The 24,153-nt window shown below is 65.1% G+C and carries 21 protein-coding genes; 4 read left to right on the top strand and 17 right to left on the bottom strand.

Going from position 1 to position 24,153, the window contains the following annotated elements; all coding sequences use genetic code 11:
- The 6 genes from D8Z78_RS18055 to D8Z78_RS18030 all read right to left on the bottom strand — a co-directional run bounded on the left by D8Z78_RS18055 (nt 1) and on the right by D8Z78_RS18030 (nt 4,357).
- Nucleotides 1-1,749, bottom strand: coding sequence for a hypothetical protein (locus tag D8Z78_RS18055; protein ID WP_121632451.1), 1,749 nt, complete (start codon nt 1,747-1,749; stop codon nt 1-3).
- A complete protein-coding gene (locus D8Z78_RS18050) occupies nt 1,746-2,147 on the bottom strand; it encodes an ExbD/TolR family protein (RefSeq protein WP_121632450.1) in 402 nt (133 codons plus the stop codon). Before D8Z78_RS18050 ends, D8Z78_RS18055 begins: the two co-directional genes overlap by 4 nt.
- A gap of 1 nt (nt 2,148) precedes the next feature.
- Entirely contained in the window at nt 2,149-2,592 is a 444-nt protein-coding gene (locus D8Z78_RS18045; protein ID WP_121632448.1) for an ExbD/TolR family protein, read from the bottom strand.
- Between the two features lie 13 nt (nt 2,593-2,605).
- Complete coding sequence (locus D8Z78_RS18040; protein WP_121632446.1) at nt 2,606-3,250, bottom strand: MotA/TolQ/ExbB proton channel family protein; 645 nt, start codon at nt 3,248-3,250, stop codon at nt 2,606-2,608.
- 48 nt (nt 3,251-3,298) lie between these two features.
- On the bottom strand, nt 3,299-3,745 hold the full coding sequence (locus D8Z78_RS18035; protein ID WP_240672173.1) for a hypothetical protein: 447 nt from the start codon (nt 3,743-3,745) through the stop codon (nt 3,299-3,301).
- A 123-nt stretch (nt 3,746-3,868) separates the two neighbouring features.
- The gene (locus tag D8Z78_RS18030) at nt 3,869-4,357 is read right to left on the bottom strand and encodes a hypothetical protein (protein WP_128910845.1); all 489 of its coding nucleotides are present in this window, start codon (nt 4,355-4,357) and stop codon (nt 3,869-3,871) included.
- Between the two features lie 141 nt (nt 4,358-4,498).
- On the opposite strand from D8Z78_RS18030, the gene D8Z78_RS18025 reads away from it, so the two are divergent.
- The 4 genes from D8Z78_RS18025 (at nt 4,499) to D8Z78_RS18010 (ending at nt 9,675) form a co-directional block, all read left to right on the top strand.
- Nucleotides 4,499-4,903: a DUF1036 domain-containing protein gene (locus D8Z78_RS18025; protein WP_121632442.1), complete on the top strand. Its 405-nt coding sequence runs from the start codon at nt 4,499-4,501 to the stop codon at nt 4,901-4,903.
- 101 nt (nt 4,904-5,004) lie between these two features.
- Complete coding sequence (locus D8Z78_RS18020) at nt 5,005-6,432, top strand: hypothetical protein (RefSeq protein WP_128910844.1); 1,428 nt, start codon at nt 5,005-5,007, stop codon at nt 6,430-6,432.
- A gap of 33 nt (nt 6,433-6,465) precedes the next feature.
- Nucleotides 6,466-8,826 carry a peptidoglycan DD-metalloendopeptidase family protein gene (locus D8Z78_RS18015; RefSeq protein ID WP_121632439.1) on the top strand — a complete coding sequence of 787 codons (2,361 nt, stop codon included), beginning with the start codon at nt 6,466-6,468 and terminating at the stop codon, nt 8,824-8,826.
- A 54-nt stretch (nt 8,827-8,880) separates the two neighbouring features.
- On the top strand, nt 8,881-9,675 hold the full coding sequence (locus D8Z78_RS18010) for a hypothetical protein (RefSeq protein ID WP_121632437.1): 795 nt from the start codon (nt 8,881-8,883) through the stop codon (nt 9,673-9,675).
- 21 nt (nt 9,676-9,696) lie between these two features.
- Here D8Z78_RS18010 and D8Z78_RS18005 read toward each other — a convergent pair whose 3' ends face one another.
- The 11 genes from D8Z78_RS18005 to tagH all read right to left on the bottom strand — a co-directional run bounded on the left by D8Z78_RS18005 (nt 9,697) and on the right by tagH (nt 24,112).
- A complete protein-coding gene (locus D8Z78_RS18005) occupies nt 9,697-10,695 on the bottom strand; it encodes a LysM peptidoglycan-binding domain-containing protein (protein ID WP_121632436.1) in 999 nt (332 codons plus the stop codon).
- A gap of 39 nt (nt 10,696-10,734) precedes the next feature.
- Nucleotides 10,735-11,268, bottom strand: a complete 534-nt coding sequence (locus tag D8Z78_RS18000; RefSeq protein WP_121632434.1) for a hypothetical protein — start codon at nt 11,266-11,268, stop codon at nt 10,735-10,737.
- A 159-nt stretch (nt 11,269-11,427) separates the two neighbouring features.
- On the bottom strand, nt 11,428-14,151 hold the full coding sequence (gene tssH, locus D8Z78_RS17995) for a type VI secretion system ATPase TssH (protein ID WP_121632433.1): 2,724 nt from the start codon (nt 14,149-14,151) through the stop codon (nt 11,428-11,430).
- Nucleotides 14,152-14,200: 49 nt separating this feature from the next.
- Nucleotides 14,201-15,757 (bottom strand): type VI secretion system baseplate subunit TssG, encoded by a 1,557-nt coding sequence (tssG, locus tag D8Z78_RS17990; RefSeq protein WP_121632431.1) that lies wholly within the window; start codon nt 15,755-15,757, stop codon nt 14,201-14,203.
- Nucleotides 15,754-17,682 (bottom strand): type VI secretion system baseplate subunit TssF, encoded by a 1,929-nt coding sequence (gene tssF / locus D8Z78_RS17985; RefSeq protein ID WP_121632429.1) that lies wholly within the window; start codon nt 17,680-17,682, stop codon nt 15,754-15,756. Before tssF ends, tssG begins: the two co-directional genes overlap by 4 nt.
- Complete coding sequence (tssE, locus tag D8Z78_RS17980; RefSeq protein ID WP_121632428.1) at nt 17,679-18,251, bottom strand: type VI secretion system baseplate subunit TssE; 573 nt, start codon at nt 18,249-18,251, stop codon at nt 17,679-17,681. The genes tssF and tssE overlap by 4 nt, the downstream gene beginning before the upstream one ends.
- A 137-nt stretch (nt 18,252-18,388) precedes the next feature.
- On the bottom strand, nt 18,389-18,886 hold the full coding sequence (locus D8Z78_RS17975; protein WP_121632426.1) for an Hcp family type VI secretion system effector: 498 nt from the start codon (nt 18,884-18,886) through the stop codon (nt 18,389-18,391).
- A 54-nt stretch (nt 18,887-18,940) separates the two neighbouring features.
- Nucleotides 18,941-20,440 (bottom strand): type VI secretion system contractile sheath large subunit, encoded by a 1,500-nt coding sequence (gene tssC / locus D8Z78_RS17970; protein ID WP_121632424.1) that lies wholly within the window; start codon nt 20,438-20,440, stop codon nt 18,941-18,943.
- Nucleotides 20,441-20,491: 51 nt separating this feature from the next.
- Complete coding sequence (tssB, locus tag D8Z78_RS17965) at nt 20,492-21,019, bottom strand: type VI secretion system contractile sheath small subunit (protein WP_121632423.1); 528 nt, start codon at nt 21,017-21,019, stop codon at nt 20,492-20,494.
- Nucleotides 21,020-21,154: 135 nt separating this feature from the next.
- Nucleotides 21,155-22,480, bottom strand: coding sequence for a type VI secretion system protein TssA (locus D8Z78_RS17960; RefSeq protein ID WP_121632421.1), 1,326 nt, complete (start codon nt 22,478-22,480; stop codon nt 21,155-21,157).
- 39 nt (nt 22,481-22,519) lie between these two features.
- Complete coding sequence (tagH, locus tag D8Z78_RS17955; RefSeq protein ID WP_121632420.1) at nt 22,520-24,112, bottom strand: type VI secretion system-associated FHA domain protein TagH; 1,593 nt, start codon at nt 24,110-24,112, stop codon at nt 22,520-22,522.
- Between the last annotated feature and the right edge of the window lie 41 nt (nt 24,113-24,153).

Raw genomic sequence — 24,153 nt, 5'->3', positions numbered from 1 at the left:
TCACTCCACCACGAAGGTCACGATGGCCAGCGCCGCCTGCGATGCGATCGCGGGCGGCAGGTCGCTCAGCGCGGTTTCGGCCAGTTGCCCGGACCGCTCGCGAAGCGGGTCGAGCGAGGTGGGCGAGGCGATGGCCAGCAACAGCTGCGCCGTGTCGCGCTGCTGTCCGACGCGGGTCATCGGCACGTCGAACCGGGCGAAGTTCCCCGAGAAGGACAGAAAACGGTTGAGGCTTTGCATCACGCCGTTGTTGTCGATCAGCAGAAGGGCGACATCGCGCCCCGCCGTGCCGCGCATCACGCCGGACAGGCGCCCGCCGGTTGGGATCACCTCAGTATCCAGCCGCAACCCGATGCGGGTCGCCGGGTAGTCGCGGTTTTGCCGGACAAAGGTCAGGGCCGCGCATTGGCGCGGATCGACCAGCGTGCGGGTCTGCGGGATCGCGGCATCCTCGCCGGTCAGGACCTCGTCCGAGAAGTTCTGCATCGCCGCATCATCCGGCGCGACCAGCGCCAGTGCCGCGCCGTCATTCCCGGCGCGGCGGGGCAGGGCCAGAAGGCAGGGATTGTCGGCGGCGGCCCGGATCCGCTGGATCAGGTCGCCAAGCGCGAGGTCCTGCGCCGAAGGCGGCGGCGGGGCCGGTCGGGGCGATTGCCCGGTCAGCGCCTCGGGCTGGATTTCCAGCGGCTCGGGCGCCTCGGGTGCGACGGCCAGTGGGGCAGGGCTCTCGGGCGCGATGGCGAGCGGCTCGGACGCATCCGGCGCGACCGGTTCGGGCGCGGAGGGTTCGGGCGCGACAGGCAGGGCCGCAAGGTCGGCGCCCGGCGAGACCGGTTCTGGCTCTGGCGCGACGGGGGCGATGATGGCGGCGGATTCGACGGGTTGCTCGGGCAGCGGGTCCAGCCCCGGCGCGGTCGGCACGGCGGAAATGACCGGCGCGACCGTCTCGAACGTGTCGGGCAGGATCGGGATGGCGCCATCGTCCGGGGGCAAGGCAGAGATCGCCGCGCCGGGGCCCGCCTCGGCAGAGGCATCGGGCAGGATCGGCGAAGCAGCCTCGACCGGCGGGGCGACAACCGGGGCCAGCGGCTCTGTCCGGGTCAGATCCAGCGGTTGGTCCTGCACGACCGGGGCCTGTTCGGCGACCTGCGCGGCCACCGCGTCTTCGGCAAGCGGGGCCGGGGCGGGCTGCTCGACGGGCGCCGCCTCGATCGGGTCGGGCGCGGCGGCTTGGGGTAGTTCGGTTTCCGGCAGCTCGGGCTGGGCGGCCTCGACCGGTTCGGGCAGGGTCGGTTCAGGGTCCTCGACGGGCAGGTCCGCCGGCGCGGGCTGCTCTGGCGCGTCGGGTTCCACGGGTTCCGGTTCGGCAGGCTCCGGCGCCTCGGGGGTCAGTTCCTCGGTCGGGGCGGGCTCTGGCAGGTCCGGTTCGGGCAAGGGCGGCGCGTCCTCGGCGGCAAGCGCGGCCAATTCGTCGAATTCCTCCTCGGGGGCGGGGTCGAGCGTATCGGGCTGCTCGGCACCGCCCGCGATGCCCAGCCGTTCGACCAGCCCGGCCAGCGTGTCGGTTTCCAGCCGTTCGAGCGTGATCTGGTATTCGGCGCGGGGCCGGTCCATGGCGTCGGGCGGCGCGTACCAATCCCGCGCGCCGGTCAGCACGCCGAACACGACCGCGCCGTGCACCACGGCGGAAACCGTTCCGGCGGCGATCCAGCCAAAGGTTCCGGATCCGCTATAGGGCAGAAAGTTCATTCCTCGCCGCTCCGGTGGATGGTGACAAGCCGCACCTCCAGCGTGCTCAGCTCGGGTCTGGCCAACAGGTCCAACAGGATCCCGGCCCGCGCTTCGCGATCACTCAGAACGTGCAAGACCGTCATATCCTGAACCGCGCTGCCAAGCAATTCCGGTGCCACCGGTTCGCCATCGATGCTGATCACATCGCCTTCCTCGACGATCAGGATCGGCTTGGGCAATTGTTCGATCGGCAGGTCGGCGGTCTGCGACAGGGCCAGCGTATGTTGCGGCGTCGCCGTCATCGAGCCGGTGGCGAGAAAGAAGAAGATCAGCAACAGCACGATATTGACGATGGCAAGCGACGTGTCGGGCGGTTGCCGCGTGGGCCGGGGGGGCAAGAGCGCGCGGCGGGCCATGTCAGTACGCCCCCTGCGCGACGCGCACCGCGCCGACATTGGCGGCGCGCAGCCGTTCCAGAACGGTGGTCACATCCTGCACCTGCGCGCTGTCGCGCACCAGCAGCAGCACGTCCTGTGGAACACCGGACGCGCCGAGTGCCGCCGCCAGCCCGTCCAGCGCGTCGAAATCGAAGCTTTGGCCACCCACCAGCACGCGCCCGTTTTCCAGCGCCCAGATCGCCGTCTCGCCGGTGTCCGGCGCGGGGGCAGCCGGGGCGGGGGCACCTGCATTGCCCGGCTCGGGCGGGGCCTCGGCGGTTTGCAGGGTGATCATCGAATAGGGCGTCAGGCTGGAGGACAGCATGAAGAAGATCAGCAGCTGGAACATCGCATCCGCCAGCGGCGTCATCGCAAAGCGGTAGCGCCGGGGCCGTTCGGGCAGAAGGATGCGCGAGGTCGCCATGGCCGCGCTCCGCTCAGCGCAGGCCGGCGGACGGGTCCAGACGACCGTGGATCGCAGCCGAGATGACGGTTTCGATCAGGTTGCGCTCGCGGTCGATCTTGGCCTCGAACCAGTTGGCGATGAAGAAGGTCACCAGCGCGATGGCCAGCCCCACGGCGGTGGTGGACAGCGCCACCCAGATGCCACCCGCCAGCATGGTCGGATCGACCGCGCCCTCGGCCATGGACAGCGCCGAGAAGGCGTCGATCATTCCGATCACCGTGCCCAGAAGGCCCAGCATCGGCGCCGATTGCACGATCATTTCCAGCACGCGCATCCGTTCCGTCATGGTGGCCAGCTCGATGATCGCGGTCTGACGTCCGAGTTCCTCGGCATAGGTGGTGTCGTTGGGCTTGGCCTGCACGCCGGAAAACACCGCCTGAAGGATGCGCGCCAGCACGGATTTGCGTTGCGAGGCGAGGCGCACCGCCTCTTCGGCGCGGCCCGACAGCCAGCTGTCGAGGATCTGCTCGGCCTTGCGGCGGCGTCCGACGCCGAGGCGGATGAACTGGACCCATTTGAACAGCGCGACCGTGATGGCCAGCACCGACAGGATCGCCAGCGCGCCAAAGACGATCAGCGTCGGCAGGTCGAACGCGTCCGGCTGAAAGAAGTCCATACAGTACCTCTACTGGGATTGCGTGGCCGGGGCCCGTGTGACGAAAACTCAGATACCGAAGTCGATCGGGGTCCGCGAACTGGGTTTGATCCCGGACATGCAGAAATCGGACTCGCCGCCATCGCGGGTCAGGCAGGCCGCTGAATCGTTGACGACGATGCGCGAAATCGAGTCACAGGATGTGCCGGACAGGTCGAATTGCAGGATCTTGGTCTTGCCTTCGACCAACGCCCCGAATTTCAGCACGAGGATGCGTGACACGACGCCCTTGTCGTCGAAGATCGCGACCTCGTATTCCGTGCGTTCCAGCGGGATGTCGGAGTCGTTCTCGGCCACGTAGGTCAGGCGGCAACTGCCGACATTGGCCTCTGTCGCGGCGTTCAGTTCGAGGGTGAAGGCCTGTTCCGTCCCGGTCTGCGCGGCAGCGCCGTGCCACCCGAACCCAAGCAGCAGGCTGGCCGCGGCAATAGCCTGAATAACCCTTTTACCTGACATGTCGTCCCCAAATACTGTTATTCCAATATCGCTATTTACAATATAGGCAGGCATCAGCATTGCGCTGTCAATAAAAAAAGCCCGCGTCGTGCGCGGGCTTCGGGGCAAATGGACGGGCCTGATCTATTGAAAGACACCGATCATGTATTCGGGTCTGAAATACCCGCCGGGACGCCGGGGCGCCGCGTCCTGAACGGCGCGGTAACGCTTTGACGTGGCGACGGGTTTCGGCGTCCGTGGCTGCGGCGCGGGGGTGTAGACGCGATAGACCGGCTGGGCATTGGACGACACGATGTCGACCGGGGCGGCCGTTGCGCCATCCTGAAGGACGGCCCAGCCACCGGGCCGCGCCACCGGTCGCAACGCCTGTCGCGGCGCGAGCGGCGAGGCCGGCAGGCCTTGGGTCGACAGGGTGGGCTGACGCAGAACCTGCGCGGTTTCCGGTGTCGTGTAGGTCAGGCCGGGTGCGGCAGAGGCCAACCGGGCCTTGCCGGAGTCCTGCGCCAGAACATCCGACAGACGATTGCCCGAGGCAAGCGCCTCATGGCTGGAAAACAGGGCGACACCGGCAATTGCGGAAAGAGCGATGAGACCAAACGAAGTTGCGAACATTTTGAACATAGGTTGCATGGTACAGTAAAACCGGTGAAGAATGTGTCGAAATTGAGGCCGACCCGCTTCGTTAGGCAAATTGTGGCCGATATGGCACCCCAATACCACTTGTTTACCCTTTGTTTACGGTTTCATTCGGCGATGTGCCGACGAATCCCGGTGCTGGGCCTTGTGCTTTTGCTGGCTTGGCCCGGTGCGGCGGCGGCGCAGTTCTCGGTCTGCAACCGCACGCTCGACGTGCTGAACCTTGCGATCGGGCGCTACCAGTATGACGGATTTGTCAGTTCGGGCTGGTGGACGGTGGGTCCGAACCAATGCTCCAACGTCATCAAGGAGGCGCTCGACGCGCGCTATGTCTACGTCTTTGCGCAAGACGTCTTTGGCAAGGTGATCCTCAGCGGTGCGACCCCGATGTGCGTGGCGCCGGACCGCTTCGACATCCGTGGCGAGACCGATTGCCTGCTGCGCGGCTATATCGAGGCCCGCTTCCACGAAGTCGACACGCTGCGCAGCGAACGGTGGACCTTGTTCATCAACCCGCCTTGACACACGTTTTACGGTAGGGGTGCGGCAGGAAGGGACTCGTTATTTGAGCCGAAGCGGCTATACTCGACCTGTCGGTTTGTCGAAGTTCATACGCTCTTGCCATGAAACACCTGCTCGTTGCCCTGCTCTTGATGACCATGTCCGGCATTCTGCCGGTGCCGGCGGCCGCGCAGGACCGATGGCATGCGCTGGTGATCGGCCAGTCGGGCGGCACGGGATTCGGGGATGCGTTCCACGCGACGCAGATGCTGGATCGCGGTGGTCTCGACGGCATCCTGACGCTGCGCGACGGCACCCGCCCCGAGGTGGAGCGCGCGATTGCCGCGCTTGGGCGGGTCGAGAATGCGCTGATCTATTATGCCGGGGCGCTGAACGGCGACGGGATGCGCTTTGACGGGGGCGATGACCTGCGGTTCAGCGACGTGCTGGCGGCCCTGTCCATCGGGGATACCCGGCGCGTCGCGCTGCTGGTCGAGAACTGCACGGGTCCGGGCGCCAACGGTTTTGCGACACCGCAGGTGCCGCGCGGCATGGCGTTGCAGGTGCTTGCCAGTGCCGGACCCGGCCGCGCCTGTCCCGCCGACGGGATGCGCCTGTCGGACCGGATGCAGCGGCTGGCCGCGCGGCCCGACCTGTCGGGCGGGCTGTCGACGCTGATGGCCGGGATCTGGCAGGGTGGCACGGCCCGCGACCTGTTCGAACTGCCCGGCCGCGTGCAGGAGGACTGGATCATCATCGAGCCAGACCCGGTGGCGCGGGTGGCCGATGACATCGTATCGCTGGTGCCGATCATCGATACCGCCGCGCAGGACGAACAGCTTGTCCCGGCGGGCTTTGCCCGTCCCGCGCCGAGCCCGACCCCTTCCCGCGCCGAGGATTTCGTCGTCTTTGCCGCCCCGCCGCAAAGCCAGCTGGCCGCCCTGCCGCTGTCACAAGACCTGCCCGCACCGTCGATCATCGTCGGGTTGATCGGCGGCGTGACCGAGGTCGCCTATGCCCCCGAACCCGAAAGCGCCCCGGCCGACGCGGATGGCGACCCGATCAACATCGCCTATGACAACCTCGCCGCGCGAAAGGCGCTGCGCGACCAGAACCGCGAGCTTTTCGTCAGCCTGCTGGACAGCGGGGCCTTCGACCCACCTGAGGAGGCGCTGAAGGTCGCCTTGCAGCGCGAGTTGAAGGCGATGAACTGCTATCGCATGAGCATCGACGGCGATTGGGGCCCGGGTTCGCAACGCTCGGTTCGTGAGTATTACACGGAACTCGGGCAGGATGCGCCCTCGGTTCTGGATGCGACGATCGCCCTGTTCCGCGACATCGTGCGCAACGACACGGTGGAATGTCCGACCCCGGTGGCCGCCCCGCGCCCAGCGGTCAACCGACAGCCGTCAAGATCGGCAGCGGCGCCGGTGCGTCGCACCCAGCCCGCCCCTGCACCAGCCCCGACACCCAGAGCGGCGCCGACCCCTACGCCCACTCCGCGCAGTGGTGGTATTGCGACCGGGGGGGCCATGGTCGGAAATTTCTGAACATGACTGCGACGAACCGGACAGGCGACGCAGATGCCAATCGAGGTTGATCCGGCCTTTCGGTCCAGCGGTCTGCGGGCCCGTCAGCGCCAGCGCAAGAAGCGGTTGGTGCGGACCATCGCAGGTGCGATCCTCGTCGTGGGCGGGCTGATGGCCGTCGGGCTGGGCTGGGCCGCCTTGCGCGGCTCCGGGGGGCAGCAGGACGCGGGGCTCGACGATTTCGTCATGGTCCAGACCGAGGTCGCCCCGGACGAGGCCCCTTCGCGCGCGCCACCGGTGCAATCCGTCGATCTTCAGACCGACCCGATGATCCTGCGCCTTGCCGACCGCGATGCCCCCGCGCTCAAGGCCGTGCCCGGCCCCGAGGGGTTCCTGCCCGACCGGTTCGGGGTCCCGGCGTCGGACCGCTTTGCCCTCCTGACCGAGGACCTGCTGGCCGCCGAACAGCGCGTCGATCTGGTGCTGCCCTCCAGCCGAGAGGATTTCGCCCTGTTTCAGGCGCAGCGCAGCGCCGCCGCGCCGAACGCAGAACTGACGGCGGCTGCGGCGCAGGGGCCGGTCGAGGCGGGCAACCTTATCGCCGTGGACGAGGAAAGCAGTTGGGGTGATTTCATCGCCTCGGACGGGGACGGCCCGCATGGCGATCAGGACGGTCAGGCGGTCTATGTCGAGACCCGCATCCAGAATACGACGACAACGGTGCTCGCCCTGCGCGACAACCAGCGCCAACCCTTGTTCGATGACGTGGTGACGGCTGTCAACCATGCGCGCAAGCTGTCCTCGGTGCTGGTCTCCAGCGGCTTTTCCGAAGCGGTGTCCGAGACGCTGGCCGCCGCCACCAATGCCGAGCTGTCGCTGCCTGACGACCTGCCCCCGGGCAGCGTCGTCGCGGTCCGTCACGCGCCGGATCTGGACGGGCCGAAGCTGTTGCAGATGTCGGTCTACGGGCCGGACGGGTATCTCGGGTCGGTTGCGCAAGTCGGTCCGGGTCGTGTGGCCCAGTCGGCGGACCCGTGGTTGCAGGACGACCTGCTGGAAATGACCGGCACCCTGCGCAGCGCAGGCGCGGCGAAACAGGATGTGCGCCTGATCGATGCGCTTTACAGCACGGCTTTGCGCAATGGCCTGTCGTCCCGCATGGTGGGCGAGATCATCGTTTTGATGTCGCAGCGCTTCGACCTCGACCGCTTTGCCAGCGCGGGCGACAAGCTGACGGTGCTGTTCGCGTCCGAGCCGGGATACGAAGGCACCGGGGCCGGGCAGATCGCCTATCTCGCCTTGACCGGGCCGTCCGGGGAGATGATCTGCTATGTCACGCCGGTCGCGCCCGACAGCCCGGATTTCGCCTGCTTCGACTTCGAAAAGGCACCGGGGCCGGGCGGTGGCGGCGGGCAGCTGGGCCATGGTTTCGTCGTGCCGGTGAAGGGGGTCAAGACCTCGGGCTTTGGACCGCGCCACCATCCTATCCTGAAGCAGGTGCGCAATCACAACGGCGTCGATTGGGCCGCGCCCACCGGCACGCCGGTCATGGCTGCCGCCGGGGGGACGGTCAGCTATGCCGGGCCTGCGGGGGGCTATGGCAATGTCATCTATATCGACCATGGCGGCGGTGTGCAGACCCGCTACGCCCATCTCAGCCGCTTTGGCGACAAGGGTCAGAAGGGCACCCGCGTCGCGGCGGGCGAGGTGGTGGGCTATGTCGGCACCACCGGGCGGTCCACCGGGCCGCACCTGCATTTCGAAGTGCGCGTCAATGACAAGCCGGTCGATCCGCTGACCTATCAGCGCCAGCAGGTCGTGTCCGCAGGCGGGCAGCCGGGCTCTCAGGCGGTCGAGGCGCTGGTCAACCAGATCATCAAGGTCGAAAGCGCGGGCAATGCGCGCGCCAAGAACCCGCTGTCCAGCGCCACGGGTCTGGGCCAGTTCATCGAAAGCACATGGTTGCGGATGATGCGCGATTACCGCCCCGATCTGGCCAATTCGATGAGCCGGGCCGAACAGCTGAACCTGCGCTTCGACCCGGCGCTGAGCCGCGAGATGGTGCGCAACCTCGCGCGCGAGGGCGAGGCCTATCTGCGCGCGCGCGGGCACGAGATCACGCCGGGCAACCTGTATCTGTGCCATTTCCTTGGTGCCGGTGGCGCGGCCAAGGCGCTGTCGGCCAGCCGGTCCGCCACCGTGCTGGAGGTGATGGGATCGGGCGTCGTCAACGCCAACCCCTTCCTGCGGGGCAAGACGATTGGTGATCTGGTGGCGTGGTCCGACCGCAAGATGCGCGGCAGCGGCGCGGCTCCGACGATCCGCAACGCCCCCGCCGCCGCCCCGGTCGTCACCGTCTCTGCCGAGATCCGCGCCTATCGAGAGGCGGTGGACGCGATGCTCGAAGGGGTTTGACGCAAGGGGCCGGGCGGGTCAGACTTGGCTCAGGTTTTTTCTCAGGGGGACGTCATGCCTTCGGTTTTTTTTCATTTCAGGGGCCTGCAGGAACCCGCCATAGACCTGAAGAAATTCGAAAACCCCCGATGCAAGGTCCAGTTGGAGGACATTCGCCAACTTTCGCGCCGCATCCGCGAGACACAGGAACGCATGAACCGGCTCGAAGCCATCAATGACGAAGCCGGGCTGTTCTCTGCGGGGGTGTTTGCGCTGCGCCTCATTCGCGATGTCTGTTACGAGGGGCTTGGCGTGATCTCGGCCCTGACGCCGATCAAGGCCTTGGATATCGCGGGCATGGGCCGGGCCGCCATGGAGGTGAACGAAGGTTTCTGGTCGTTCCGGAACGGCCATACCAGCGGCGAGGAACTCGTCGCGAATTCGGCTCACAGCGCGTTGAGTGTTGTGCGCATCGGTCACCCCGCCGGGGCCATGTACAAGACAAACGCGCAGGGCATGACCGGCGCGGCCAAGATTGCCGCCGCCAAGCACGGGTCGGGCGAAAGCGAGGCAAAGAAGGTCGCGCGCAGGCAGGCTTTCGAAACCGGCGCCGATGCGGTTGGCAATGTGTTCGACGCGATGGAGCGCAGCGGCAACAAGACCGGGGCTGTCGGCAAACGTGTCGTGACCGGGCTGAAGACGCTGGAAAGCGCGGCAAGGACGTTCGAGGACACCTTCAGTTGGGGCATGAAGATGTATGACAGCTACAGCCAGGGTCAAAGGCTGGTCAGGATCATGAAGGTCGAAATCGAGCGCATGAACAAGGAGTTGCTCGACGCGCTGCGGGCCTTGGAAAGCTGCGACCTATAGGGCTGCCGTCCCGCGTGCGGGTCAGTCGAACAAGCCCTGAAAGATGTCCTTGTCCTTGCTGCCATATTCGTCGTGCAGGGCGTCCCCGATGGCGCCACCGATTTCGCCCCCGGCATAGCCAGCGGCCCCGGTGATCAGCACCGATCCGACGATCACGCCCCAGCCCACCGGGTTGCTGACAAGCGCCGCGCCAATGGCGATCGACGCAATGCCGCCAAGCGCCATGCTTCCGGCGGTTTCCAACAAGATCGAGGACCGCTCCCTTGCATCGTCTTCGGCCATGTATCGGGCGGCACCCACCCCCACGCTGAGCGCGGCAAAGCCCTTGCCCGCGTATTTGGCGCGTTTCGACAGGCCATCCGCGAATTTGAGCGACTTGTCGAGGCTCTTGGTATGGCGCACCGAGTTCTGTGAGACCCGCATGAGCTTGCCAGTGGGTGTCAGTTCTTTGCCGAGCTTGTTGCGGATTAGCGAAAACCGTTGGTCAAGCTTGCCAAGCCGCTGTGACCGGTCGCCGTAATAGGACGCCTTGGTCAACTTGTCCTGCTTCATCAGCGCCTGTGTGAACTGAATGTCCTTTGTGGTTCTTGTGTATTGGTCGCGCGCCAGATTGGCGAGTTTGCCCAGCCCGCTATAGGCCCCGCTGAGCCCGTCGAGCCCCATCCCCGCGTTTTCGAGAAACCTCGTCGCGTCATCGGCGCTTTGGAGCGACGACAGCACCTCGCGGTTCATCGGTGGCTGGTTCATGATCCGCTGACAGGTCATCGCGTTGGCGGCCTGCTGCGCGCTGCTTGCCTTGGGGGCGCTGTCGGCTGGCTGGCCGGGGCGCAAGACCGGCAGAACCAGAGGTGTATTCGCATAGATCAAGTCGACGTCGCTGATTTGCGGGTTCTCTTCCTTGACCCGTTCCAGCAATTTGTCCTTGTTATGGACGAACTGGTCGCGGCCATAGTGCTCTGCCATGATACGGAACAGCGTGTCACCGGGTTTGATCGTGTACAGATCGTAATCGTTGGACATTCCAAATCTCCACCTTGAAACAAGACGTGGTGCCTGGGATCAGGCGGCGGTCACGCCGACTGAGATGCCACCCAGCCCGACCAGTTTCTGGGTGGGGCCGACAAAGGCCGTCGCAATGAAGGATTTCTTGGCTGTCAGCGTGTATTGTACCACGCCGCGTCCCGGCGGGTAGTCCATCTGGTCCGGCTTGTCGAAGATCAGTTTGCACACACGATCCAGCCCATCGCGATTGAGCCGCTCGACCGCCTCCCGCTGAATCCGTTTCCAGTTGTCCTGATCGATCTTGTGGCCGGAATAGCTGTTCCTGAGCGTCTCATGCACGTTCTGGCTTTCGCCTTTGGGGATGCCGTCCGAAAAATGAGTATAGCCGCGAAACTCGAATTGCCCCAGCGCGATCCGTTCCTGCGGGGCGAGAATGAACAGCCAGTAACCCCCCGCCATGGAGCCGGGAGAAAAGCCCATCTTGCTTTCCTGTTCGGTCGGTGTGCTGCCGCCCACCAGAACCGATTTCAGGGTGGTGACGTATTTGTCCATCGGTACCGACTGGCCGATGCTGAAGCTGGAACGGGTCATGACATGTCCTCGCGGTCTGAACCTGCTGGCTCCGGGATCATCGACGCATCGTGGCGATATAGGCGAGGCCCCGCGCGGGGTCCCCGGGTTCAATGACGCACTGGTTCATGGTCTTGTCCTCCACTGATCAAAAACAGGTCTTCTGGGGCTGTGCCCCGATTACCCGAACTCGTACCCGAACACGCCATCCTCGACCTTGACCGTGACCGAGCGCAGCTGCTCCCCCTCGACCATGCGGCCCAGCACCTGACGGGACATGTCCGGCAGGATCGAGTTGGTGATGATGTTGTCGATCATCCGGCCGCCGCTGTCGGGGTCGCGGCATTGCTCGACGATGTGGTCGATCACGTCGTCGCCATAGGTCAGCACCGCGCCATGCGCCGACTTGAGACGCGCCGCGACAGAGCCCAGTTTCAGGCGCGCGATGCCGCCCAGCACCTCGGCGCCCAGCGGGAAATAGGGGATCGAGACGATGCGCCCCAGAAGGGCAGGGGGGAAGACCTCCAGCTGGAAGGGCTTCAGCGCGGTTTCCAGTTCCTCAAGGTCGGGGGTGGTGTTGCCGCCTTCGGCCATCTCCATGATGACATCGGTGCCGACATTCGAGGTCAGCAGGATCAGCGTGTTCTTGAAGTCGATGCGGCGGCCGTTGCCGTCCTCCATGATGCCCTTGTCAAAGACCTGAAAGAACAGTTCATGCACGTCCGGATGGGCCTTTTCGACCTCGTCCAGCAGCACGACCGAATAGGGTTTGCGCCGGACCTGTTCGGTCAGCCGCCCGCCCTCGCCATGGCCAACATAGCCCGGAGGCGCGCCTTTGAGCAGGGAGACGGTGTGCGCTTCCTGAAATTCGGACATGTTGATGGTGATGACGTTGTCCTCGCCGCCGTATAGCTGTTCGGCCAAGGCCAGCGCGGTTTCGGTCTTGCCGACGCCGGACGGGCCGCACAGCATGAAGACGCCAATCGGCTTGTTGGGGTTCGACAGGCCCGCGCGGTTGGTCTCGATCCGCTTGGCGATGGCGCGCAGGCCGTGATCCTGACCGATGACGCGCTCGCGCAGGTGGTCGGAGAGTTGCAGGACCGCCTGCAATTCGTCCTGCACCATGCGGCCCGCCGGAATGCCCGTCCAGTCCGAGATCACGGTGGCCACGGCTTGCGCATCCACATGGGCATAGACCATGCGGTCATCGGGATTGCCGGATTCCAGTTCCTCGATACGCGCCTTCATCTCGGCGCGGGCGGCGTCCGGATCGGCGGGTTCGTCCTCTGGCGCGGCGTCGTCCTCTGGCGCGGTCTCGGCCTCGGGGCGGTTGTCCATGACCTCCTCGGCATCGCCGCCCTTGCCCGCGGCCAGCCGCTTGCGCAGGTCAAGGACCTGATCCACCAGCGCCTTTTCTTTGTCATACATGGCTTCCAGATCGGCCAGCCGGGTTTGCAGATCGGCCTTCTCGGCCTCGGCCTCGGTGATGCGGTCCTCGTCGGTCTCGCCCAGATCGCGCTCGGCGATCTTGCCTGCAATCTCGGCCTCCAAGGCCTTGATCCGTTCGCGCGTGTCCTCGATCCGGGCGGGGATCGACGACTGGCTGACGGCGACGCGGGCGCAGGCGGTATCCAGCAGCGACACGGCCTTGTCGGGCAATTGCCGGGCGGGGATGTAGCGATGCGACAGGTTGACGGCGGCAACGATGGCCTCGTCCGAGATGCGCACATTGTGGTGCTTTTCCATCGGTTCCAGCACGCCGCGCAGCATGTAGCAGCATTGCTCGACCGAGGGTTCGTCCACGTTCACCGGCTGGAACCGCCGGGTCAGCGCCGGGTCTTTCTCGAAATACTGGCGGTATTCGGACCAAGTCGTCGCGGCGATGGTGCGCAGGGTGCCGCGCGCCAGTGCCGGTTTCAGCAGGTTGGCGGCATCGCCCGTGCCCGCAGCCCCGCCCGCACCGATCAGCGTATGCGCCTCGTCGATGAAGAGGATGATCGGCACCGGGCTGGATTGCACCTCGTCGATGACGGATTTCAGGCGTTGCTCGAATTCACCCTTCATCGAGGCCCCGGCCTGCATCGCCTGAATGTCCAGCATGTGCAGGCGCGTGCCCTTGAGCTTGGGCGGCACGTCACCCGACGCGAGCCGCTGGGCAAAGCCCTCGGCCACGGCGGTCTTGCCGACGCCGGCCTCGCCGGTCAGGATCGGGTTGTTCTGGCGGCGGCGCAGCAGCACGTCAATCACCTGCCGGATTTCGTCGTCGCGCCCGACGATGCGGTCCATCTTGCCCGATTGGGCCTCGGCGGTCATGTCGACGGAAAAGCGCGCCAGGGCGGTGCTGCCGCCGCGCGGGCCGTCGTCATCGTCACCCGCGCCGCTGCCGCCCGCCGACAGGCCCGAGCCGTCCATCGGGCGCATGGTTTCCTCTTCGGAATCGGCCCAAAGCGTGGTGCTTTCGCGGGCCAGTTGATCGACGGAAATGTCGCCGAAGACCTTGGAATATTGCAGCAGGTGGCGGCGCAGCTTGTCGTCGTTCAGGATCGCGGTCAGCACATGGCCCGAGCGGATCTGCGTTTCGCCGAAATGCAGGGTGGAATAGGTCCAGGCGTGGCGCAGCGCGTTCGACAATTCGTCCGAGATGGCGGGGATTTCGGCCTTGTTCTTGGCCAGCGCTGACACCGCCTTGTCGAGGTCGATCAAGACCTGTTTGCGGTTCAGGCCCAGCTCGCGCAGCGTGACCGAGATGTCACAATTCTGGTTCTCGACCAGCGGCAGCAGCCAGTGGCACAGCTCGATCGAGCGGTTGCCGTCGCCGCGCGCCCGCCGCATGGCGTGGATGAACGCATCGTATCCGGCGCGGTTCATCTTGTGCAGAAATGTTTCGACTTCAATCCCGGCCATCTAGTCCCCCTCGCGGCAATTCTTGCCTGCTTGTTTCAATCAATTTCCGTCATGCGGCCCAATCAAAAAGGCTGCTGTCATCGGTGTCGCCATCCGGCGGCTCCAGCTTGTAATGCGTGGCGCAAACCAGTGTGTCCGGGTCGCCGGGCTGCGGCGCGATGCAGGCCATCCAGCCCAGTTGCGCGGTCTCGCCCAGCTTGGCAGGGCGGATTTCCGGCTGTGGCAACCACAGCGCCACCTCGATCTCGTAGGCCAGACCCAGATACCAGAAGGTCAGGTCGCGCAGGTGCGCGTGCAGGTCGCCACCGGGAAGCAGGCGGAAATAGGTCTCGATCTTCTGCACGCGTAGGTTCAGTCGGATCTTTTCCGAGACCGTGCGCACCCGCGATCCAAGATGCATGTCACGCCCAAGGGACGCGCCCTGACGGCCCAACTGGCTGAGCGTGTCCGGCTCGAAATCGAGCCATGTGGGCACCATTTCGTCGATCTCGACGCGGGCGTGATCCTCGAAATGCAGGCGTAGGATCTGCGCCAGCCGGGTCGGGCTTTTGATCCGGCCCGAGGCCAGCCCCGCAAAGCGCAGCTTGACCGTGTCGGGCACGGAGTCGCGCCCGCGCATCGGTTCGGTCCCGTTGCCCAGCAGCGACAGCATATAGGTCTGAAAGCGGTCGTCGGCGGGGTGGTCGAACTGGGTGATCGCGCGGGCATCGGCCCATGCGCGGTAGAACAGCTCTTGAAAGCGGGTGGTGAAGATGTTGACGAAGGCGGCAAAGCTTTCATCGCCGCTGTCGAACCAGCGCACCGCCTCTTCGGTCCAGTTGAGGGGGAAGGCGCCGAAGGGGCCGAAGAACCCCATGAATTGCGCGCGCACCATGGGCGGCTGTTGGGCCGGGTCGTAGCGGGCGATGTCCTTGGTCGGGAAGCCCAGATAAGGGTCCTGCCCGAGCGAGACCACGGCCTGATGCAGGCGCGCATTGCGCCCGATGCGCGGCTTGTCCCCGGCGCGGCGTTCCAGATCGCGCAGCAGCGAGAACAGCCCAAGGCCGACCGCCTGCAACGATTGCATCTCATGCGTGCTGCGGCTGCTGTCATAACCGACAGGCGGGTCGGTCAGGTCGCCCTCGGGTTCGGGTTCGCTGTCGAGCAGGCTTTGCAGCGTCGCCAGAACCTGATCGTCGGGCACCGCGTCGTCGGGATGGCGCAGCAGGGTTTGGCTGCGCCGGGCCAGCCGTTCCAGCGTTTCCGGGTGCAGACCCGCGCCGTTCCGCCGCCGCGCGGCCTGCCGCAGCAAGGCACCCAGCCCGTGGCCAAACAACGCTCGCGCATCGGGCGAGGCGGCGATGTCAGCGGCAGCTTGCGCCATGTCGGACCGGCAGGCGGCGCGCGTACTGTCCTGCCGCGTCTCGGCCTGTTGCACGCCACGCTTCAGCGCCTCGGCCAGTTGCTCGTACCACGGCAGGTCCTCGGCAATGGGGTCGGGAACAGGCGCCGGGGCCGCAGGCGCAATCGGCACGGGCAGATCGGCAATGACGGTGCGGTCGTCATCCGCCTCGGCGGCGGGCGCCGTGGGAAGCTCCTGTCCCTCATCGTCGAAAGGCCAGCTCACAGGATATGGCCTCCGCCCAGTCGGGGGGGCCATGTCTTGACATGGCCGCGTTGGCGGGTGCGGATCACCGTCTTGGTGAACGAATTGACCGACACGTATTCCGCAAGGAAGCGATCCAGAACCGCCCCCATCAGCATCACGCCCGACCCTTCGAAGGCGTCCTCGTCGAAGGTCAGCGTCACCTCGACGCCGCGCGCGGTGTGATAGCCTTCGGGATGGGGGATCGAGGCGGTGACCTGCCGGGTTTCGACCAGATGCAGACCAGCGATCTGCGCTTCGGTAAAGGTGTCCGAGAGGTCGGCGAAGAGCGTCAGCATCTCGCGCAGCGCGGCGGCGCTTTCGGTGCCGTCACGGCCAAGAATGCCGTAGGCGTTCAGCGACAGGTGGCTGATGAGCCGCCAATAGACATCCCCCGCCTTGTTGCGATGCGCGGTGCTGTTTTCCAGATCGGCCAGACTGTCGCGGGGCAGGGTGGGGCCCTCGATGCAGGCCAGCTTGATGCTGGTCTCATCGCAGAAATAGAAATCGTCCGAGCCCTGCTTGATCGGCAGGTATTCGGGCAGGTGCCGGTTCGAACACAGGCCCCGGACCTCCAACCGCTGCGCGGGTTCCTCGTCGGGCGGCTCGTATAGCGAGATCAGCGTTTCCGTGCCGCGATAGCGATAGCGCGACACGCCGTGGCGCAATTCCTGACTGGTTTGCCGTCGCCGCCGTCGCCGTTGGGTGAAATACAGCGCGGTGCGCGGGTTCGAACCGTCCTTGGGCAGAGCATAGAGCGGCAGCACGCGGGTCCAGTTCTGGCTGCCCTTGTAATGCGCCAGCACGTCGGTCAGCCGGTGGAATTCGTAATGGGTGACCGGGCTCGACAGCGGTGTGACCACGTGCTCGTGCCGCTTGCGGTCAAGCCGGATCGAGCCTGCGGTTTCCTCGAACAGATTGATCGCGGGCGCGGCGTTCAGGGTCAAGTGGTCGCGGTCCAGCTGTGTCGCCAGCCGGTGGTTCGACGTGTCGAACTCAAAAACCAGTTGCAGGTTGGCGCCCGGGATACGCGGCCACAGGTTGCGCAGGCCGGTCAGGCGAAAGCCAAGGAAACTGCGCGGAAACACGAACATGTCCCGCAGCAGGGCAAAGCCCCGGAACAGCCGCGCGTCGTGCCGCAAAACCTGCTCATCCTCGCCAAAGCCGATCTGTTCGATCGCATGCGGCGGCAAGGTCATGAAGACATCGTCCCCCAGCGCATTCTGCCAGCGCAAAGAGGCCCGGACCCGCCCGCAGAAGATCTGTTCATACAGGGCGACGGCATCCTCGAACGGGCCCATCAGGCGAAAGGTCAAGGCGTCTGCCGTCAACTCGGTGAGGTTCGCGGTGCCATCGGCCACGCCGCCGATCCCCAGCCGCGCGATGTCCAGCAGCAGGCCGGCCCGGGTGCCCTTGGCGATTTCCTGACCCACCGCGCCGACCTGTCCGGGGCTGGACAGATAGCGCAACTCGGCGATCTCCAACGGCCAAAGAGACAGCGGACCGGACAGGGAAAACCGGCAGGGCACGCGCTTTTCCGCGTCGAGATAGCGCGCCTCTATATAGTCGCCGCGGTCGAAATGCACGCCGTTGACCACGTCGGGATCGTCGCAGGGCACGCGGGCGCGGACCATCATCACGCTGGGCGTCGGCTCCATCAGGCCGGGCAGCAACTGGTCGAGCATCTCGCGGGTGAAGCCCCGGAATTCCTCGGCCATCTTCAGCTGGACGCGGGCCGCGAGAAAGGCGCTGCCTTCGAGAAGGCCCGCCACCGTGGGATCGAGATTTTCCTCGAGCAGCCCACCCAGCCGATCCGCAAGCCCAGGATATTCCTGCGCGAAATCGCGGGCGCGCTCCTTTAGAAGCGCAAGTTCGGTGTTGTAGAGATCGCGGAACGCCTTCTTCACACTTGTACCCGTAGTTTCGACATGCGCAGCTTGCCTGCGCCGATATCCACCTCGGCTTCGAAATCCAGCGGCACATCGACCGGGTCGCCCATCAATTCGGCCTCGACGAACAGTTCCATGCGCTGGTCGCCGCTGCGTTCCTCGGTCAAGACGCGCACCCGGATGGTTTCCGGGACAAGGCGCGGTTCATGGCAGATCAGCGAAAACCGAATGGATTCCGCCACGTCCGGCTTGCCCAGATCGCGGATGGTGACGTTTGACAGGTCCTGAAAGCCGTAATTCAGGATCGAGCGCGCCACATGCGGATGATCCTTGAGCGAGACGATGGAATCCAGCCGGATGGTGTTCAGAAGCGCGTTCAGATCGTTCTCGATATGGGCGCGCAGCTGGGTTTCGGTCACGCCCTCGCGGACCTGAACCCGCCGGGTTTCGTCGCTTTCGATGCGTGCGGATTGCGCCCGGCGACGTTCGACATAGTTCGACCGGAAAATCTGCATCATCGAGACCTTGGCGCGGTCTTCCTTGCGCCAGACCCGTCTGACCGTCTGAGTCGTTTCGTTGTCTGTCATCAAACGTCCCGGCCGAGGCAAGACCCCCGGTGCAACGGTTCGAAAAACCCGACCTTAGGTCACAGTGAATGGCGCGAGGACGGCAGCAAAGCCGCCCTCGTCCGTCATTTTCGGAAACCGGAAATGGTTGGCCCTGATCAGGCGCTCCATTCCTTGTTTTCGGCAATTTCCCAACCGGCCGGGAATTCGCCATCGGGCGAGCCCTTCTCGTTCTGCTTGGTATAGGTCAGCTCGAACGCGCGGAAGTTCAGGGTCAGGGTTTCCTGAACGCGGTCGAGACCGTCCTTCATGCCGCCGGTCTGGTAGGAGGTGATCATCACGTCCTTGATCTTGATCTTGAGATAGTCCAGCGGCTTGGCGCCACCGGCCTTGCGCACGACCAGCTCGCCATCGGCGATGTGTTCACCCGAGCAGCAGCGCTTGATCAGGTCATGGGTCGCCGCATCGACGTATTTGGTCAGGGTGATGTCATTGACATTCACCTTGCCGCCGCCGCCGCCGCCGCCCATGTGGGTGGTGCCCGACTGGGTCATGCCCCAGTTCCAGGACAGGACGTCGATCCAATCCTTGTGGGCCTCGTCCTGACATTCGCCCTTGATGCCGTTGCCAAGTTTCAAAAAACAATCAATAGCCATTTACTCTCTCCTTATGGCACGTTGCGCGCCCCCGCGGGATGACCGCGGGACCCATTACTTACCGGCGGGCAGCTTGGACACCAGGCTCATGCCGATATCCATGCCCTCCATCTGAAAATGCGGCTTTAGGAAGAACTTGCCCTGATAATATCCAGGGTTGAGTTCGTCTTCCACAACCTGAACCTTGGCACCCGCCAAGGGCCGTTTGGCCTTTTCCATCTCCGACGCGGTTTCCGGGTTCCCGGTCACGTATTTGTTGATCCAGGTCTGAAGCTGGTCTTCCAGCTGTGCGCGGGTCGGGCTTTGGCCAATCTTGTCGCGCACCATCACCTTGAGATAGTGGCTGAAGCGCGAAACGGCGAAGATGTAGGGCAGGCGCGAGGACATGTTGTCGGACGCGGTGGCCAGATCGTCGACGTATTTCTTGGGGCGGTACAGGGTCTGCGCCCCGATGAACGCCGCCTTGTCGGTGTTCTTGCGGTGGATCAGGCCGATCAGGCCCGCCTTGGACAATTCGCCCTCGCGGCGGTCGGTGATCGACACCTCTGTCGGGCACTTCATGTCCTTGGACCCGTCGCCGGTGTCGAAGATATGCGTGGGCAGGTTGGTCACTTCGCCGCCCGAGGTCACGCCGCGGATACGCACCGTCCAGCCATGTTCCTTGAAGGCGCGGTTGATGTTCGAGGCCATCGCATGCGCGGCATTCATCCACGAATACATCTTGCCGTCATGGCCGTCGGTTTCCTCGCGGAACTCGAATTCCTCGACGACGCTGCTGCTGTCGGGGCCATAGGGCTCACGCGCCAGCGTGCGCGGCAGGCACAGCGAGATGAACCGCGCGTTTTCGCTGTCACGCAGGCTGTTCCACTGGGCATATTCCGCGTTCTCGAAGATTTCGGACAGGTCCGGCGGGGTGCTGATCTCGTTCCAGCTGTCGAGGCCCAGCAGTTCCGGCGCGGCGCCGGAAATGAACGGTGCCAGCGACGCCTCGGAAATCTTGCCGACGAAGCGCAGGATGTTCACGTCCATCGAGGAATGGCTGAAATGGTAGTCGCCGACGATGCAGCCATAGGGGTTGCCGCCGAGCTTATCCAGTTCCTCGCCGTAGATCTGCTTGTAGAGCGGCGAGTTCTCCCACTTGTTCTTGGGAAAGGCGCGCGTCATCGCGGCCAGTTCCTGCTTCGAGATGTTCATGACCTTGACCTGCAAGGTCGCATCCGTCTCGGCATTGTTCAGCGTGTAGGCCAGACCGCGCCAAGAGCTTTCGAATTGCTGGAAATCCTCGTTGTGCAGGATCGCGTTCATCTGGTCGGACAGCTTCTTGTCCAGCTTGGCCAGCATCGCGTCGAGCGTGTCGAGCACGTCTTCCTCGATGATGGTCTGGTCGTCCATCGCCTCGCGGACCAGCGCGACCAATGCATTGTCGACCTCGCGCTCGGCCACGTCGGTGCGCGGCTTGATCGTCTGTTTCAGGATGTCGGAAAATTCCGCCAGCTCGTCAACGGCGCCCGAGGGCTGTTGCGACTGGCTTTCCAATTGCGCGTCATTTGCCATCTGTACGTGGCCTCCTGTCTGTCCCCTGTCGGTCGAATTCGGTCAGAGGCCTCAGCCCCGATCGTCGTCCGCGTCCTGGTCTTCGGTCTTGACCTTCTCGCCAAGCGCGGCCAGCAGGTCGGGGTCGTTGAGCAGGCGCTTGATGTGCTCCTGCGCCTTGGGTTTGGAATTCATGTAGCGTTGCAGCGTCGCCAATTGTTCGCGCGCCTCCAACAGCTTGCGCAGCGCGGGGACTTGCCGCGCGATGGCGGTCGGTTCCAGATCCTGCATGCTTTCGAAGCGCAGGTTCACGCCCAGCTTGTCGGTGGAATTCGGGTCCAGCTTGTTTTCCACGGCAAAGCTCATGCCGGGCTGGATCGAGGCCATATAGTCGTCCAGCGTGTCCTTGGTCTGGGTCGAGAATTCGCGTTCGCCCACCTCGGGCTTTTCGACGCCGGGATTGTTGCCCGAGAGGTCCGACATAACGCCCATGACAAAGGGCAGTTCGACCATCTTTTCGCTTTCGTATGGATCCTGATACTGGATCGACACGCGGGGTGGCCGATTTCGTTTGATATAGCTTGACCCGGAATCGGACATTGAAACACTCCCAATCGGACTTTTGATCTGTAATTCCCGGATTATGAGGCTACGAACCCCCCGCGAGTCAACGACTCTTGTCGGAAACAATGCGATTTACGGCTTTTTCACGGCGTTTTACGCCCGGCTGCCGGGCTAGTCGTCCTTGGGAATAAGTTCGTCGATGATCGACTGGAAATCCCGGTCGAGATAGGATCGACCGCGTTGCAGGAGAACCGGAATGGGGCTGCTGCGTTCGACCTGCCGGAAATAATCCTCGACCGACTTGATCGCGGCAGAGGCCTCTGCCGGGGTGTCGACCTTGGGCTCCGGCCCGGGATCGGGTTCGGGCGTATCATCGGGTTCGGTGTCGTCCGGGCTGACATCGGAGAGCGATTTCAGCCGCTCGCTGGTCAGCATGAAGCCCGATTGCGGCCCGAAATCGATCACCGCATTGCTGGAATGCTCCGGCAGCAGCGTTTCCAGCGCCTCCATCAGGGGGCGCCCGATCAACAGCCGCGCCTGCGTCACCAGCAGCAAGGTCGCCGAGGACGGTTCGTGCTTGCGGTAATATCGCTCGCAGGCCTCCAGCAGGCGCCGGGCATGGGCGTGGCTGACAACCGCGGTGGCGCTGGCTGCAACGGCGGGACGCGCGGCGGGCGCGGCCCCGTCCTGATCGTCGTCGGCGGGTGGCTCGGCTGTCTCGGCGGGCACATCCGCCACACGCAGGTCGGCGCGGGCATCCGAGATCGCCCTGAGAATCGTGTCGATGGCCGGTTGCAGACGTCCGAAATCCGGCGTGAACTTCGCGGTGTCGCTGGCCTTGCAGGCGGCGACGATGCGCGCCAGCGCGTCACGGATTTCGGTCACGGTGGCAAAGGTCTTTTCCACCGCCTTGGCATTGCCGCGCGACCCCAGCGAATCCATCAGCGCCGCCAGATCGAGGTCGGTTTCGGCCTGAAGCGGCGAGGATTCGCCCTTGGCCACGCGCAGCTTGCGCAGGGTCACATCGGTCGTGCCGGTCAGCCCCGCGAACTCGATCGGCTGCACCATGCAAGTGACGTTGTCGAGATCGTTGATCGCGTCGCGCCGGTCCTGACTGTCCGTCGGGTGTACCTGCGCGCCATGGGTTTCCAGCAGCGCCGCGATCGCGGTCAGGCTTTCGGAGACGGCGGGCAGCTGTCCGGACAGCGCCGCCCATTGCGCCCGCAGCACCAGCAGTCGCACGTCGCGGGTCCGCGCCAGCACCGCGTCGAGCTTTTTCGATTCCTCGCGGAAATTGACGGTTTTCGGGTCGAAGATCCGGTCCGGTTCACGTCCAAGGTCGCCGCCGCGATCCATGCCTTGACGGAAATATTCCTCGGGCAGTTCGTTGATGGCGTCGTAATAGGCCATGTCGTATTCCGCGTCGAACGCGGTCGACAGGTCGGGGCCACAAGGCGCATCGTCCGAAACCGGACTGAGCAGCGCGTCGATATCCATCACTCGTACTCCCTTGACTGAATGACCCTGATGTCGCGATCAGCCCGCGCCGCCGCCGCGGCGCGTCGCCTGTGCATAGGCATTTGCAAACGCCTGCAGGAACGCGCTGAGCAAACCGTGTTCGCCAGCCTGTTCCTTTTCATTCCAGCGCTCCACGTAGACCGACCATTGTTTGCCCTTGCGTCCGCCGCTCAGCAGGTTGCCCGTCCCCTCCGACGCGGCCTCGATCTCTTCGGGGGAGAGCCCGGAAAAGACCTCGGCCAAGGCGGGTTGCAGCGCCTTGAAGATGGCGTCCTGATGGTGCCGGATATCCTTGAGCGCGTCGTCGAACCCGTCCGGCCCCTGCATGAAGCCGTCACGCCGCGCGACGAACATCGCTTCCAGTGCCTGCTGGCTGTCTGGCAGGAATTTCAGCGGGTTGTTGGCCGTCGCGCTGAGCATGGTGCGGGCACCGCCGCGGGTGAAGTGCTTCACGTCGGCGCGGCTTTGCAGCATCTGCATGATCTCGTCGGTGGCGGTGCGCAGGCATTGGCCGACGGCGCGCATCAGGGTCTCGGGATCGACCGAGTTGACCAGCGCCGGGTCCATACGCGCGCCCTCGAAGAAGGCCGCCATCGCCGCCGAGGCATCGCCGCGCGCGGGCGGTGGGGCGGGTTGGCTCGGCGGGTATTGCGGGGCATGGGTGACGGGCCGCGACGGCTCTGGCATCGGCATGGGGATGGCCGAGGGGGTGGGCGGTGACATTGGCGGCGGGGCCGTGTCCGGCTGGCTGACCGGGCGCGGTATCGGTGCGGGCGCGGGCTGAGGCACCGGGGGCGGTGACCAGGCCGGTTCTGGCGGTGCGCTGTCCGCCACGTGGGGCGGTGCGTAGTCGCTCGGCATGGGCGGCACCGCTTCTGGCGATGGCGGTGCATAGCCCGTAGGCATCGGCGGCACCGCGCTGGCCGGTGGTGTGTAGGGTGGCGGCGCCGGGTCGGGACGGGGCGGCTGGTAGGGTTCGGGCGCGGGGGGCGCATAGCTGGGCTGTGACGGGGCAGGCGGGTCGACGGCGGGCAGCGGATCGGGCGAAGACCATGTGAATTCCGGGGTCTGGATGGACGGGGTGCCGCTGGGGCGCGGTGGCAGCGACAGCCCGTCGGGGCGTTGCAGGCCGGATGTCCCGTCCGAAGATGGCATCGACGGTGGACGCTGCACCTGCGAGCCTTGGCCCCCCGACAGGCCCGGCAGGCCGGTGCCGCTGCCCCACAGGTCGGTCATCTCGCCCGGCGGCGGCGCTGGTTCGGGCTGTGGTGGAGCGGGGGGCTGCACCGGCTCGGGTTGGTACACCTCGGTTACGATGATGTAATGGCCGACCGCGAACCGCTCGCCACCACGCAGCGGCTGCCGACCGTCCAGACGGTGCCGCTGGCCATGCACGAAGGTGCCGTTGGTCGACACATCGGTGATCCAATAGGTTCCGTCTTCGTAGGCGATGTCGAAATGATGCCCCGAGATCATCTTGGTCGGGTCCGGCAGGACCCAGTTCATCGACGACCGACGACCAACGCTGGCACCGTGCTGGTCAAGCTGCAGCATGGTCGGGCCGCCGTTTTCCAGCTGATCGTAATTCTCTATGCGTAAAATCAGTGTCATCAGATGTCAGGATGCCTTATTTGACCGCGCGCTTCCAGTGG

Origin of the sequence: Tropicibacter alexandrii, from assembly GCF_003667315.2 — a bacterium.
In the GTDB taxonomy this organism is placed as follows: Bacteria; Pseudomonadota; Alphaproteobacteria; order Rhodobacterales; family Rhodobacteraceae; genus Tropicibacter; species Tropicibacter alexandrii.
The sequence above is the reverse complement of the archived record's forward strand: the minus strand, read 5'-3'. Positions and strand labels throughout refer to the sequence as shown.

What these genes read in the sequence shown, in the direction of transcription:
- D8Z78_RS18015 (WP_121632439.1), top strand. Translation starts at nt 6,466, where the DNA reads ATGCCAATCGAGGTTGATCCGGCCTTTCGGTCCAGCGGTCTGCGGGCC.
- tagH (WP_121632420.1), bottom strand. Translation starts at nt 24,112, where the DNA reads ATGACACTGATTTTACGCATAGAGAATTACGATCAGCTGGAAAACGGC.
- D8Z78_RS18025 (WP_121632442.1), top strand. Translation starts at nt 4,499, where the DNA reads ATGTGCCGACGAATCCCGGTGCTGGGCCTTGTGCTTTTGCTGGCTTGG.
- tssE (WP_121632428.1), bottom strand. Translation starts at nt 18,251, where the DNA reads ATGACAGACAACGAAACGACTCAGACGGTCAGACGGGTCTGGCGCAAG.
- D8Z78_RS18005 (WP_121632436.1), bottom strand. Translation starts at nt 10,695, where the DNA reads ATGTCCAACGATTACGATCTGTACACGATCAAACCCGGTGACACGCTG.
- D8Z78_RS18000 (WP_121632434.1), bottom strand. Translation starts at nt 11,268, where the DNA reads ATGACCCGTTCCAGCTTCAGCATCGGCCAGTCGGTACCGATGGACAAA.
- D8Z78_RS18010 (WP_121632437.1), top strand. Translation starts at nt 8,881, where the DNA reads ATGCCTTCGGTTTTTTTTCATTTCAGGGGCCTGCAGGAACCCGCCATA.
- D8Z78_RS18020 (WP_128910844.1), top strand. Translation starts at nt 5,005, where the DNA reads ATGAAACACCTGCTCGTTGCCCTGCTCTTGATGACCATGTCCGGCATT.
- D8Z78_RS18050 (WP_121632450.1), bottom strand. Translation starts at nt 2,147, where the DNA reads ATGGCCCGCCGCGCGCTCTTGCCCCCCCGGCCCACGCGGCAACCGCCC.
- D8Z78_RS18030 (WP_128910845.1), bottom strand. Translation starts at nt 4,357, where the DNA reads ATGTTCGCAACTTCGTTTGGTCTCATCGCTCTTTCCGCAATTGCCGGT.
- tssC (WP_121632424.1), bottom strand. Translation starts at nt 20,440, where the DNA reads ATGGCAAATGACGCGCAATTGGAAAGCCAGTCGCAACAGCCCTCGGGC.
- D8Z78_RS18040 (WP_121632446.1), bottom strand. Translation starts at nt 3,250, where the DNA reads ATGGACTTCTTTCAGCCGGACGCGTTCGACCTGCCGACGCTGATCGTC.
- tssB (WP_121632423.1), bottom strand. Translation starts at nt 21,019, where the DNA reads ATGTCCGATTCCGGGTCAAGCTATATCAAACGAAATCGGCCACCCCGC.
- D8Z78_RS18045 (WP_121632448.1), bottom strand. Translation starts at nt 2,592, where the DNA reads ATGGCGACCTCGCGCATCCTTCTGCCCGAACGGCCCCGGCGCTACCGC.
- D8Z78_RS18055 (WP_121632451.1), bottom strand. Translation starts at nt 1,749, where the DNA reads ATGAACTTTCTGCCCTATAGCGGATCCGGAACCTTTGGCTGGATCGCC.
- D8Z78_RS17960 (WP_121632421.1), bottom strand. Translation starts at nt 22,480, where the DNA reads ATGGATATCGACGCGCTGCTCAGTCCGGTTTCGGACGATGCGCCTTGT.
- tssH (WP_121632433.1), bottom strand. Translation starts at nt 14,151, where the DNA reads ATGGCCGGGATTGAAGTCGAAACATTTCTGCACAAGATGAACCGCGCC.
- D8Z78_RS18035 (WP_240672173.1), bottom strand. Translation starts at nt 3,745, where the DNA reads ATGTCAGGTAAAAGGGTTATTCAGGCTATTGCCGCGGCCAGCCTGCTG.
- D8Z78_RS17975 (WP_121632426.1), bottom strand. Translation starts at nt 18,886, where the DNA reads ATGGCTATTGATTGTTTTTTGAAACTTGGCAACGGCATCAAGGGCGAA.